Genomic DNA, 12,241 nt, shown 5'->3' with positions numbered 1-12,241 from the left:
GACGGACAGCCCGTGGAGTCTTGGCGGTTCAGAGGTTGATGGCATGTTCGACGAACTGGCCGCAGGAGCGGAACCCCAGGCGGCGGTAGACGGGCTCGCCGTCGGCCGACGCCTGCAGGACCGCGATGCGGTGGTCTCGCTCGCGGGCCGTGCGGAGGGCCGCGAGCGTGATGGCGCCGCCGTAGCCGCGCCGGCGGTGGGCAGCCAGGGTGGAGATGTTGTAGATGCCGGCGACTCCCGCGTGGTGGAACACCTCGGCGGAGCAGACCGGACGGTTCTCCACATAGCCCACCAGGTACCGGGCCGGGCAGGTCACGGCCAGTGCCTGCGAAGCCGCCCGGGCGAAGAAGCGTCGGACGGTTTCGGCGGGCGGGTTCCAGTTCGCGGCGAGGACCGTGGCGTAGTCGGCGAGCTGCTCGGGCGTAGTCACCCTCCGGATGTCCAGTCCCGGGACGGCGGGAGGCGGCAGGGTGTCGTCCAGTTCGGCCCACATCGCCGTCTCGCGTTCGGACACCGGCAGACCGGCCGCCGCCAGGCGGGCGGCGAGGTCCGCCGGTGTCGAGGCGGGGCCCACCCACCAGGAAAAACGGCGGCCGGTGCCTGCCAGCGTCCCGGCGGTCTCGGTGATGCGGGCCGCGGTGCCGGCGGCGGTGAACCGGGCCGCGGCAACGATGTTGAACGTGTCGTCGTCCAGGCCACTGTCCGCGACCAGGAGGTCACCAGCCTCTGTGACGGTCGCACCAGACATACTCCGGTGCAGATGACAGGCGTGTTCCGCCAGGTTCCGTTCCATCCTGTCCGTCAAGTCGGCTTCATCAAGAAAATGATCATTCATAGCGATTGATCCCAGCACGACTAGGCGAAGATCGCATGCCATTTTAGGCAGTGTCGCGCCTACGACCAGCACTTTCGATACACGGCCTAGATCCATGTGCTCGTCTTCACTGCCGTCGATGAACCACAGGACATCGACCAAAGCCTCAGCCAAGGGATGAGTCAGGGATGGATACGAGGACGTCACGGTGGGTTCCCAGCAGATCAACGGCAGAAGGTCCTGCCTCGACATGAACTGGAGACGGGACGCCAAGTCAGCGCCGACGCGATGCAGACAGATCTCGCTCTCGCGAGGGAAGAGATCAAAGCACTGCGAGGCGAACGCGATCCGCTCAAGGCCGCCCTGCGGCGCCAACTCGGCCAACAAGTCGACCAGATCCCCACAACCGACCTCATCACACGGGTCAACGAGCTCGCCTCACAAAACGCTCGCCTCAGCGAGGCACTCACGGCAGCCCAGACCTCGAAGCAGCAGCTTGAGGCGGAACTCGCCGAGGCTCAGGGCGATCTCGCTGCGGCTCGCAGCAGCCTGCGGCAGATGATTCGGGCTGAGACCCAGCGTGGCTGACCGGACGACGATCGCTTCACTCACTGATCAGTAGCCGGGCGGGCCCCTGACCAGGCTCACCCTGCAGGCTATGCACGTGAAGGCTCAGAGCGTGAGCACCGGTCGGGTGGAGAAGTTTCCGTACATGTCTTCTCCGTCCGGTCCGTACACGAACTCGACCATGGAAGGGTTGCGGTTGGCGGTGGCCAGGGGTAGCCAGGCCAGCGTGTGGCCGTAGCCGCCGCACACCGACTCGCCCCCGTCGCCGCCGTGGACCGCAGTGACATCGCTCGTCAGCTCCGTGCGGTAGGTGTCGTAGGCGATATGCAGGCCGAAGGCGTTCAGTTGGTTCTGCGGGCCGGTGCGATCCCCATAGGGGATGCGGTCGAGGGGGCAGTCGTTTCCCCACCGGAACAGGGTGTCTGCCCCGGCGCCACACGCGTGTTCCCACTCGTCGGAGCTCGGCATCCGCAGGCCACGGGCTGAGAGAACAGCCTGCATGTCAGCAGGAGGCTCAGTCAGATTCTCGTCCTCCACGGCCATGAGGACGGTGGCCAGGTGAACGCCCCGGCGAGCGCTGAGTACCTGCGCGAGGTGGGTCCGCAGATCGGGCCCGTAGCCGTAGCCCTGCTCCACGCTCTCGGCATAGTCGGCGGTCTGCTCCGGGGTCGGCTGCCAGTTGTCGAGATCAAAGCCCAGGGACACCGGGCCTCCCGGTATCAGAGCGAATTCCTGCCCGTTCCGCTCGATTCGGACGCGGTGCAGCGGGGCGCCGAGGTGCTCCGTGGTCTCGACGAGTGTCACCCGGCCGCCCACATGGTCGGCGGCTTCCTGAGCGGTGCGGCGGGCTCTGAGCTGGTCGAAGGACCGCCATTGGTCGAGAGTGAGATCAGCGAGTGACATGGGCGGCAGTGTGGCACGTGGGGCTGACACAGCACCACGATGGCTGACAACGGACAGTTGCCGGTCAACGACTCCCGTTCTTACATGCACTGCCCGCCCAGGCACACAACGCCTGTCCCTTACGACTCCATGAGCACGCTGGCCTCGAAACGCGGCGAGGGCCGTGGCCGACGGTCTGGTCCGGAACGACGGGCGACCCCTTGGAGGCATCGACATCGGGTCAACCGTGCCACTGCATGACGCAGCAGCAGCTCGCAAGGACCGTCCTCCCGTCAACGTGCAGCTTTTTAACGGGAGGTGAGCAACAGGGTCTCCCTGTTACGGTGCGCCTGTGTCATCGATCAAGCAGTTCCAAGTCACCTTCGACTGCGCGGAACCTGAGCGTCTCGCTCGCTTTTGGTGCGAGGTGCTGGGGTACGTCGTACCGCCGCCACCGGCGGGGTTCGCCACGTGGGACGATTTCAACCGCTCCCAGGCTCGCGAGGATCAGGGTTCATGGTTCGCCTGCAGTGATCCCTCAGGTGTAGGCCCGCGCCTGTACTTTCAGCGCGTACCCGAAGGCAAGGTCGCCAAGAATCGGCTGCATCTCGACGTGAGAGTCGGCACCGGACTCGTGGGGGAAGAGCGCCTGGCCGCGCTCGAGGCCGAATGCACACGACTGGTCCCGCTCGGCGCGGTGCGCGTGCGACTCCTGTATGACGGCAACGATGCGTGCATCGTGATGCAGGACATCGAGGGCAACGAGTTCTGTCTCGACTGAGCATCCTCCGAGCCGGCGAAGTGGGGAGCCGCCTCCCTTGGGCCTCTCTGGCCTCGTAGGGGGCGGGAATCATCCCGTAAGGGCGAGGCTGTGCAGCCTGGGCGATGCCGAGCATCGCCTGGCCGGCCATGCACGCCTGCATGCGTACTACCTCAACGCCGGCTGTCAGGTTGTCGGACGCAAGCGGGGCAAGCCGCAGCCAGGCGGTACGCCGCAGTCGTTCACGCTTCTCGAAAAGTCCGTACGGGACGGAGGGGAAGAGAAAACGCCTGCTCCACCGTGGTTGTACGGGAGCGGCAGGACGCCGTGGGGTGCCGCGGTGCATGGTCAGCGTCGTCCGGCCGCCCTCTGGGCGATCCCACGACGGTCGCCGGGTCGCGGGACACGAGGCTGCCGTCGTTTGTCGTCGACCTTCGTAGACCTCTCCACAGCCAAGGTGTGGGCCCGGCACCATCCCCGAGGTCCACGGCCGGATCACCCCCAGAGGGAAACCCTGAGCGTCGCCGAGCAGACCTCGGCCCGCTCCTCGCCCAGGGCTGACCCGAACTCGCAGCCAGGGTCCGGCTCAGCCCCCGGCCGCGGCGGGAATCGTCCATCCCGAGGACGTCTACCGCTACCCCACCCAACACTTTGACTTCCACCACCAGCTGACCCTCGACGAGAAGGGCTGAGTGGGAGCCGGGGCCCGGACCTGGATCTGCTGGCCGGCCCGAGCAGTGACAGGTCAGTCGATGGCGGGGCTGCGGCGCTCGACGAGGACGACGTCGCGCCACAGGCCGTGGTGGCGTCCGATCCGCTCCCGCGTGCCGATGACGCGGAACCCGGCCCGCCGGTGAACGGCGAGGCTCGCGGTGTTCTCCGGGAAGATCCCGGACTGGATGGTCCAGATCCCAGCCTGCTCGGTGGAGTCGATCAGCGCCGTGAGCAGGGCCGAGGCGACGCCGCGGCCCCGGGCGGAGGGGTGGACGTAGACGGAGTGCTCGACGACGCCGGCGTAGGCGCAGCGGTCGGAGACCTTGGTCGCGGCGACCCAGCCGAGCACGCCTCCGTCGTCGCCCCGCGCGACGAAGCGGTGTTCGCGCAGTTTCCCCGCGTCGAACGTCTCCCAGCTGGGGGCGGTCGTCTCGAAGGTGGCGTTGCCCTCGTCGATACCGGCCTGGTAGATCGCCAAGACCTGCTCGGCGTGCTCAGCGGTCAGCGGCACGATCGCCGCGCTGGACGAACCGGCGTCCACGGACATGGTGGAGTCCTCCCGTCGCCGTGCAGCGGTCAGGCCGCTGTGGCGGCGCTGGTCAGCAGCTTGCCCATGGCGGCCAGCACGGGCGGCTCCACGCGGTAGTAGACCCAGTGCCGCGCCGCTCGGAGGTGAGCAATCCGGCCTTCTTGAGCTTCTTCAGGTGGTGGGAGACGGTCGGCTGGGAGACGCCGACGTCGGAGATGTCGCACACGCACGCCTCGTCGCCCTCGTGCGTACACACGGCTATCCATGGCCTGCACCGTAGCCGACAGGCTGCCTGATCAGGCCGACGTCACCCAAGCCACGACGAACATCACGATCTACAACTGGAGTTCTTGGGCCGCGGTCGGTATGGAGCCGGTGGCCGTGGTCCATTGGGCGAGTGTCGTGGCCAGGTTGAGGGGGTCGGTGGACCGGGTGGCGTGGGCGATGTAGCCGTCCGGTCGGATGAGGACGGCGCGCAGGGCGGACCAGGTGCCACTGGGGGATGGCGCCGCGCGCACGTCGATGTGGGCGGAGCCGAGTTCGGCGAGGCCGGTGTCCGGGGTGAGGTCCACGAGCAGGTAGCGGTCATGACGCAGCGCCTGGTGGAGTGTTCCGCCGTCAGTGAGGGGGAGATCTGGGGCTCGCGTGCCCACCAGCGGATGGGTGCCTTCGGTCTGCGGGTAGCTCAGGCTGAGGCCGGAGAGCCATCCGGCCAGTTCCCCGGCGGTGTCGCCGCCACGGCTGATCAGATCGCTGACCAGGTCGCGCAGTGCCTTTCCGCCGGCTGTGAAGGTGTGCATCAGCGCCCCCTGGGCCAGGGTGTTGGCCATGAGCTGTTCTGCCACGTATCGGCGTTCGTGTTCGTAGCAGAACGCGCCGTCGATCAAGTGGGCGGGAGCCCAGCTGTGGATCTCAGCGGCCAGTTTCCACGCGAGGTTCGCCGCGTCCTGGAGTCCTGCGTTGAGCCCCTGCCCCCCGGCGGGCAGGTGGACGTGGGCGGCGTCTCCCGCGAGCAGGACGCGTCCGGAGCGGTACCGCGCGGCGCGGCGGGTGCTGTCGCTGGCTCGGGAGATCCAGGACGCGGCACGCAGCCCGAAGTCGGTGGCGGCGACACGTCGCAAGGTGGCACGCAGTTCCTCCAGGCCCAACGGCATGGCCTGCCGTTGCTTTACCTGCTCGGAGGTGAGTCCGGTATCGGCGGCCTCGGCGCCGAACAGACGCGCTCGCAAAGCTCGACCAGGCCGGCAACCGGCCGCGGTGGCTTCGCCGTCTGTTCCGGACCTGAGACGCCGGAGGAGGGGAGAGCAGCAGGACCGACGGCGGCACTGGTACTGCCCGGACAGGTGGTGGTTCGGCGTGACCGTGTGGGAGACCGGCGGTCCGTCGGCCGGAAGCCGTGGATGTGGACCCGCATCTGCGGGCCGGCCGTGCCGAACGCCGTGCGGGCGGCGATGGCGGCCAACTCGCGGGACTTCACGTCGAGCCCGGTGCGGGAGCACAGGTCCGGGGGAGTGTTGTACGGGCACGGTCTACGTACCTGGTCGTGCCGGGCCGGCCAGGGCGAGCGGTTCAGCTCTGGGCGAGTTCGGCCAGCGCGTCGAGGTGGGTAGGCGTCCAGCCGAGCTCGCGGCGGGCCCGGGCGCCGGTGAGCTGCTGATCGAGGGCGAACGCCTCGGCGATCGGGCCCATCCGCCGCACGGCCTCCCCAAGCGGAAGCGAATCAACCCTGCCCGGGCACCCGGCGGCGTGGCTGAGGGCCCGGGTGATGTCCGCCAGCGGGAGGTTCTGTCCGCTCACCCCGGCGTACACGGAACCAGCCGGGGCGTTCAGGGCCAGGACGAACAACTCGGCGATGTCGTCGACGTGAACCAGCGCCCAGTGGTTGGAGCCGTCTCCGACGCAGGGCACGGCACCGGCGGTACGCTCCGGCTCGACGAAGTACAGCTGCACCAGCCCGCCGGAACGCCCGTAGACCAGCCCCGGCATCACCACCACCGGATGCTCTCCGGTGGCCGCCCGGGCGAGCACACGCTGTTCGTTCTCCAGACGCCAAGCGGTGATCCGCGGCGGGTTCAGCGGGGCGTCCTCGTCGACGACCCCGTCGGTATCGCCGTACACCCACACCCCGCCCGTGTGCACGTAGGGACGACTTCCCGCGCCCTCCTGCAGCGCCTGCGCCGCGGCGCGATCGATCTCCGCTGTGCCCTCGGTGTAGTCCACCCCGAGATGGATGACCCCGTCGGCCTGGCGGGCCACCTCCCGAAGAACGTCGACGTCGGTCAGCGCCCCCGCGACAGGGACGGCGCCCAGGCCCGACACGATGCGCGCGGAGTGCTCGCTGCGCGCCAGCGCCGTCACCTTCCCACCGCGCCGGATCAGCGCCTCGATGGTGGAGCGGCCGATGTAACCAGAGCCGCCTGTGATGAAGACCCGCATCCCTCTCACGGTCCCTTCGGATGGCGGCGGGATGTCCGCCACTCCTCGAGCCTGCCGCCGCGCAACGGATGACGCCTGCGGAGCGTGTGCCAGACGGGCCAGTTGTCCCCCGAGTAACCGACGGCCGTCAGCTCGGTCCACCGCTGTTCCTCACAGACGGTCCTGGTCGCCTTCGTCGGTGGGTCGGGATGGGGGCGCGCGCTCGGTAGTGCCGGTGGGTGCCGGCGGGAAGGTGCGTTGGACGGCGATCGCGGCGGCGTCGTCGGCCAGGTGCCCGCCGACGTGGGCGAGCAGGTCGGCGCGCAGGTGACGGATCAGTGCGGAGGGTTTGTGGTGTGCCCAGGATGCGGCCCGTTCGGCCAGCGGGTAGAAGGCGCCCTGGGCGTCGCGGGCTTCGGTCACGCCGTCGGTGTGCAGGAGCAGCACGTCCCTGGGCTCGAAGGTGAAGGTGTCGACGTGGTAGTCGGGGCGGGTCAGCTCGCCCAGGCCCAGCGGCGGCGCGGGGCGGGTGGCGCGCAGTGTGGTGACCTGCCAGTCGCGCAGCAGTAGGGGTGGCGGGTGCCCGCAGATGACCATCTGCACCATGGGGTGCTCGTCGGGGATGTCGAGGACAGCGGCGGTGATGAAGCACTCTCCGACCTGATCCCGTTCGGTGGGTTCGGCCAGGTGCCAGCACATGCTGTGGTCCAGGTAGGCCACGAGGTCGGGCAGGGTGGCCTCGCGGTGTGCGGCCTCTCTGAATGCGCTGAGCAACAGAGCGGCGTCGCCGATTGCGGGCAGTCCCTTGCCCATCACGTCCCCGATGATCAATCTGGTGCCGTCAGGCGTACGTACAGCCGCGTAGAGGTCGCCACCGATCAGGGACTGCTCCTGAGCGGCCAGGTATACCGACGCCACCCACAGCGGGCCGATACGGTGCGGCAGTGGCCTGAGCAGCACGCGCTGCGTCGTCTCCGACACGGTGCGCACCTGCGTCAGCTCACGAGAGTGCCTGCCCTGCAGGTAACGGAACACGGTCACGATCGCCGACACCACCAGCAGGGAGATGACCTGCGAATCGAAGTACAAAGTCCCCAGAAGGATCGGGGGTGTCAGACCGATGCTGAACAGAGCCGCCACAGCGACCACGCCCATCGCCGCGGTGAGGACGGGGCCGGCGAACGATGCCGTGATCGCGGGCGCCACGATCAGCAGCGGCCCCAGCGGTACGCCACGGGGACTGAATGCGTCGGCCAGCGTGATGGCCAGGATCATCCCGAGCGGCACCGCTAGCAGGGCGACGCTGGGGTGCCCCGAGCGCTGCCGGTGAGTAAACACCTGCCCAAGGAGGCGCATGGTTTCCGGTTACCCCGCTCGGGCAGCCCCGCACACGCCGGGGAGGCGACGGCTCCGCACGGGCACGCAGCGCCTGGACACGATCGGGCGGTGTTGTTCGCCCTCACCCCGCATCCTGGCTGCGGTCATCCGCACCCGCTTTCTTGGTCGGCCGACCAGATTCCTGTGATGCGCCTATGCGCCGAGGTGCCCGAAACTCCTCGCGCCGCTCTGGTCATCACCGCCGACCGGCCACTGGCCTCGTTTTTCCGCGCGATGCTGCCGGCATCCGCATGGTTCTCTGCCACGGATGGTCCCCGGAAGAACCCTGTGTCCGTTACGTCTCGACTGGGCAGGGTGGCTCAACTAATAATTATTGAGGGTAGTAAATCCCCCGCCTGCTCGCCGCGGAGGTGACCGAATGTCCGAGCAGGCCCCCGTGGACGCGGCCGCCACCAGACTGCGAGTGATCACCACTGCGGGGGAGAGCCTGTCAGGTGCCGACCTGCTGAGCTTCGCCCTCGACCATGCGGTGACGGAGTCCGGTGGTCTGGGCGGCATGGTGCATCTACGCGGTCCCGGCAACTGTGGGCTGCTGCTGACGGCAGTGCACGGGCTGCTCCGCACGGCCGTTCGGAACTGGGCGGAGATCGGGGAGGCGAGCGACACGGCCCCGGCCCGCGCAGCGGCCCGCGGGACACCCGTATGGAAGCCTGTGGAGACCATCGAGGACCGCACTGGCACGACGCTGCCGGCCGGTGGCGGGCTGCTGGCCGTTCCCCTGATCACCCCCGAGGGGATACTGGGCGTGCTGTCCGTGCTGATGGCCCCCGCCGAGGAGCCCACGCCGCAGCAGCGCGCCGCCGTCGAAGTGCTGACCGCGTGGGCCGCGCTACGTCTCGGCCGGCTCCCGGCCGACGGACAGCGGGTACAAAGCCAGCACAGCCGGGAGGGGCCACGGCCACCCCGGGAGGAAGGGGCACGCCGACCCCTCAGCGGGCCCGCAATCGGCCGCTACGGTGAACCCGTACGGTCGGCCGGTCCGGAAGGAAGCAGCGGCACGGCCCTCACCGCACCGGACTCGATGAGCCGAGCGCTGTGGCAGATGAGTGACGCGTTCTTTGTGGTGGACGGCGCATGGCGCGTCACCTTCGTCAATGCGGAGGCGGAGCGGCTGCTCGGCGTCTCGCACGCGCTGCTCGGCCGAACTCTGTGGGACATCTTCGCAAGCCTGCGCGTCGACCTCGCCGCGCCGGGCCTTGAGACACGCTGCAGGCAGGCCGTCGCCAGCGGCGCCCCGGCCACCTTCGAGATGCGCTGGCCCACCAACCAGCGCTGGTACCGCATGCGGCTGGTGCCGGTGCCCGACGGACTGACGGTGTATGCCGCCGACGTCACCGAAAGCCAGGCCCGTGCGGCGGAACACGCAGCCGCCGAACGGGCCGCAGCCGAGCGCACGGCCCGGGTGACCGAGTTGACCACCGCCCTCGCGCAGGCCCTGACGATGCGCGATGTGGTGGCGGCCATCGCGGCGTGGGTGCTGCCTCCGTTCAGCGCCTCTGGTCTTGTCGTCCAGATCATTGAGGGCAGGGTGATACGCGTCGCCGGGTCCGTCGGATACTCGCGGGCCTTTCTCGACAAGATCGACGGAACTGCTGTCACCGCCGTCTCTCCCGTCTCGGAGGTGTACCACAGCGGGAAGCCCGCCTTCATCGCCTCGGCCGAGGAGTACGTCGCTCGCTATCCGCTGATGTCCGGACTTCTCAGCGCAGCCGGCAAGGCAGCCTGGGCCTTTCTGCCGCTGATCGTCTCCGGCCGCTGCATCGGGTGCTGCGTCATCTCCTTCGCCGAATCGCGCCTCCTCAACGGAGAGGAGCAGACCCTGCTCACCGCGCTGAGCGGACTGATGGCGCAGGCCATCGAGCGTGCCCGGCTGTACGACACCGAGCACACCCGCGCCAAGGAACTCCAGCGGGGACTACTGCCGCGTGCCCTCCCGTCGCTGCGGTTCGTGGACACGGCTGCGCGTTATCTTCCCGCCAGCGAGGGCATCGATGTCGGCGGTGACTGGTACGACGTCATTCCCCTGTCCGGCGCCCGGGTGGCCCTGGTCGTCGGCGACGTGATGGGACACGGCCTGCCCGAGGCGGCCACCATGGGGCGGCTGCGCACCGCTGTGCACACGTTGGCCGACCTGGAGTTCCCGCCGGCGGAACTGCTCAACCGCCTCAACGACCTGGTCAACGACCTCGGAGAGAACTTCTACGCCACCTGCCTGTACGCCGTGTACGACCCTGTCTCCGCCACCTGCACCTTCGCATGTGCCGGGCACCCTCCGCCGGCCATCGTCCGCCCAGGACAGCCCGTGCAGTTCTCTGGCTGCTCGCCCGACCCACCGCTGGGTGCCGCGCGGCCACCGTTCGAGACGAGCGAGATCGATCTCCCGGAGGGAAGCCTGTTGGTGCTCTACACCGACGGTCTGGTGGATGCCGCCACCGGAGACATCGACGACGGGATGAACGACTTGGCGAGGGTACTGTCGAGCGCGGTCCTCAGTTCCGGCCTCCAGCCCAGCGCGGGGACAGCCTGGCGTGACGGCGGCCGAACCGGATGCGCGAACGAATCGCTGACACGTCTGTGCGATGACGTGCTCGCCGGTGTGCTGCCGGACAGGCAGCTCACGGATGACGACGCCGCGCTGCTCATTGCCCGCATGCATGCGGTGAAACCCGAGGACGTCGCGGCCTGGCCGCTGTCCGATGGGCCGATCGCTGCGGGCGAGGCGCGGGAACACGTCCGGGACCAGCTGGCCCGTTGGGATGTCGACGCGCTGACCATGGCTGCCGAGCTGCTGGTCAGCGAGCTGGTCGGAAACGCCGTCCGGCATGCGAAAGGTCCCATCGGGCTGCGTCTGCTGCGGGGCGAGAGGCTGATATGCGAGGTCTCCGACAGCAGTTTGACCACGCCCCGGATCCGTCACGCCTCGGAAACCGACGAGGGCGGGCGCGGGCTGCAATTGGTGGCCGCCCTCTCCGATCGCTGGGGAGCCCGCTACACCTCCGCCGGAAAATGCATCTGGACCGAACAGCAGATGCCGTGACCACCGCCCCGGCCAAGCGGCCCGGTAGATCAACCCCGCTGTGCTGACGGCCCCACCGGCCCCATGGACACCCGCCCTCGAACCCAGGTGCTTCCACGACAGCGTCCCGGACAGCGAAAACTCCGGGATGCCCTCCGTACCAAAGGCATCTCTGCTCCTTGTCGGTCTGTTGCGGACGACGGGCCGGCCTCGTAGAAGGCGTGCCCGATCTCCGGCATTGACCGCCCGGCTCTGTCTGAAATGCCTGGGCGACGTATGCGCGCATGTCAGGCATGGGCGCAGCTCAAAGGCAGGGTGCCACGTGCGTCACTCCGTTTTCGACGCTCTACCGGACTGTCCTCGCCGAGGGCCTGCGCGAGGACTTGGCGGCCTTCCTCCACCATCGGCTGCTGGCCGAGCAGTGGCCTGTTCCGCGTCGCTCGGTCAGCCCCTGCGTCCGCGAGGTCTGGGAGGTCTGGCAGGTCTGGGAGGAAGCCTTCCCCGAGCTGCCCCGCACCGCCGAGGCCGACGTGACCACCGCGTGAAGCTCACTCCGCTCCACGAGCGTCTCCCCTCCGACATCCTCGACCTCGGCTCGCCCTGCCCTCTGGTCCTCACCGGGGGATACGCCGTACAGGCCCATGGCCTGGTCGAACGCTTCAGCCGCGACCTCGACGTCGCCACCGAGAACCCCGCCCCGATGGACGAGATCATCGCATCCCTCACAACAGGCCTCGCCGCGCGCGGACGACGGACCACGCATGCACAGACCGACCCGCTCAGCGGCCGGTTCCTCGACCTTCGCGACCGGCTCACCGGTGCGGACTGCTACGAGGACGAGGACTATGCCGTGTACGGGCCCACCTCCCGGCAGTTCGAGGAGCCCGCGACGTGGGCGCTGGAGTGGGCGGAGGACCTGGGGGCGCGGATCCACGACGAAAACGCCTGACAAGAGCCGTCCCCCTCCCGTCGGCGTGACCACGTGCCGGTCGTGGTGTCGAGGAGCCCGACCCCGAGGGTCTTGCCGCTGGGCGCGCGATCGCTTCACTGATCTCGGACCGCTCCGCCCGTCGGCGAATCCGCCGCAAGCCGAGCCCCGAACCGGTTCTCGCCCGACATACGGCCTACTGATCAACCATCAGCCGA

At 68.9% G+C, this 12,241-nt stretch carries 11 protein-coding genes and 1 pseudogene; 5 read left to right on the top strand and 7 right to left on the bottom strand.

Annotated features, from left to right (window positions below; translation table 11 throughout):
• Positions 1 to 28: 28 nt before the first annotated feature.
• Positions 29 to 793, bottom strand: coding sequence for a GNAT family N-acetyltransferase (locus ACIQMV_RS32555; protein WP_402596890.1), 765 nt, complete (start codon positions 791 to 793; stop codon positions 29 to 31).
• A gap of 309 nt (positions 794 to 1,102) precedes the next feature.
• Between ACIQMV_RS32555 and ACIQMV_RS32550 the strand changes: the two genes are divergently transcribed.
• The gene (locus ACIQMV_RS32550) at positions 1,103 to 1,402 is read left to right on the top strand and encodes a hypothetical protein (protein ID WP_402596826.1); all 300 of its coding nucleotides are present in this window, start codon (positions 1,103 to 1,105) and stop codon (positions 1,400 to 1,402) included.
• Between the two features lie 84 nt (positions 1,403 to 1,486).
• On the opposite strand, the gene ACIQMV_RS32545 is transcribed toward ACIQMV_RS32550, so the two are convergent.
• The gene (locus ACIQMV_RS32545) at positions 1,487 to 2,284 is read right to left on the bottom strand and encodes a hypothetical protein (RefSeq protein WP_402596825.1); all 798 of its coding nucleotides are present in this window, start codon (positions 2,282 to 2,284) and stop codon (positions 1,487 to 1,489) included.
• Positions 2,285 to 2,615: 331 nt separating this feature from the next.
• Between ACIQMV_RS32545 and ACIQMV_RS32540 the strand changes: the two genes are divergently transcribed.
• Positions 2,616 to 3,044 carry a VOC family protein gene (locus ACIQMV_RS32540; protein ID WP_402596823.1) on the top strand — a complete coding sequence of 143 codons (429 nt, stop codon included), beginning with the start codon at positions 2,616 to 2,618 and terminating at the stop codon, positions 3,042 to 3,044.
• Between the two features lie 724 nt (positions 3,045 to 3,768).
• Here ACIQMV_RS32540 and ACIQMV_RS32535 read toward each other — a convergent pair.
• From ACIQMV_RS32535 to ACIQMV_RS32515, 5 genes and pseudogenes are all read right to left on the bottom strand, one after another.
• Entirely contained in the window at positions 3,769 to 4,284 is a 516-nt protein-coding gene (locus tag ACIQMV_RS32535) for a GNAT family N-acetyltransferase (RefSeq protein ID WP_402596822.1), read from the bottom strand.
• Between the two features lie 29 nt (positions 4,285 to 4,313).
• Positions 4,314 to 4,525, bottom strand: a pseudogene (locus tag ACIQMV_RS32530) (metalloregulator ArsR/SmtB family transcription factor); the annotation flags it as partial.
• Between the two features lie 76 nt (positions 4,526 to 4,601).
• The gene (locus tag ACIQMV_RS32525; protein WP_402596821.1) at positions 4,602 to 5,495 is read right to left on the bottom strand and encodes an FAD-dependent monooxygenase; all 894 of its coding nucleotides are present in this window, start codon (positions 5,493 to 5,495) and stop codon (positions 4,602 to 4,604) included.
• A gap of 340 nt (positions 5,496 to 5,835) precedes the next feature.
• On the bottom strand, positions 5,836 to 6,702 hold the full coding sequence (locus ACIQMV_RS32520) for an NAD-dependent epimerase/dehydratase family protein (protein ID WP_402596820.1): 867 nt from the start codon (positions 6,700 to 6,702) through the stop codon (positions 5,836 to 5,838).
• A gap of 150 nt (positions 6,703 to 6,852) precedes the next feature.
• Complete coding sequence (locus ACIQMV_RS32515) at positions 6,853 to 8,037, bottom strand: PP2C family protein-serine/threonine phosphatase (RefSeq protein ID WP_402596818.1); 1,185 nt, start codon at positions 8,035 to 8,037, stop codon at positions 6,853 to 6,855.
• A gap of 787 nt (positions 8,038 to 8,824) precedes the next feature.
• On the opposite strand from ACIQMV_RS32515, the gene ACIQMV_RS32510 reads away from it, so the two are divergent.
• The 3 genes from ACIQMV_RS32510 (at position 8,825) to ACIQMV_RS32500 (ending at position 12,044) form a co-directional block, all read left to right on the top strand.
• Positions 8,825 to 11,116 (top strand): SpoIIE family protein phosphatase, encoded by a 2,292-nt coding sequence (locus tag ACIQMV_RS32510; protein ID WP_402596816.1) that lies wholly within the window; start codon positions 8,825 to 8,827, stop codon positions 11,114 to 11,116.
• A gap of 272 nt (positions 11,117 to 11,388) precedes the next feature.
• On the top strand, positions 11,389 to 11,640 hold the full coding sequence (locus ACIQMV_RS32505) for a hypothetical protein (RefSeq protein WP_402596813.1): 252 nt from the start codon (positions 11,389 to 11,391) through the stop codon (positions 11,638 to 11,640).
• Complete coding sequence (locus ACIQMV_RS32500; protein ID WP_402596811.1) at positions 11,637 to 12,044, top strand: nucleotidyl transferase AbiEii/AbiGii toxin family protein; 408 nt, start codon at positions 11,637 to 11,639, stop codon at positions 12,042 to 12,044. Before ACIQMV_RS32505 ends, ACIQMV_RS32500 begins: the two co-directional genes overlap by 4 nt.
• The last annotated feature ends 197 nt before the right edge of the window (positions 12,045 to 12,241 follow it).

Source organism: Streptomyces sp. NPDC091412 (genome assembly GCF_044756885.1).
Lineage (GTDB): Bacteria > Actinomycetota > Actinomycetes > Streptomycetales > Streptomycetaceae > Streptomyces.
This window is presented reverse-complemented; position numbering and strand designations above follow the sequence as displayed.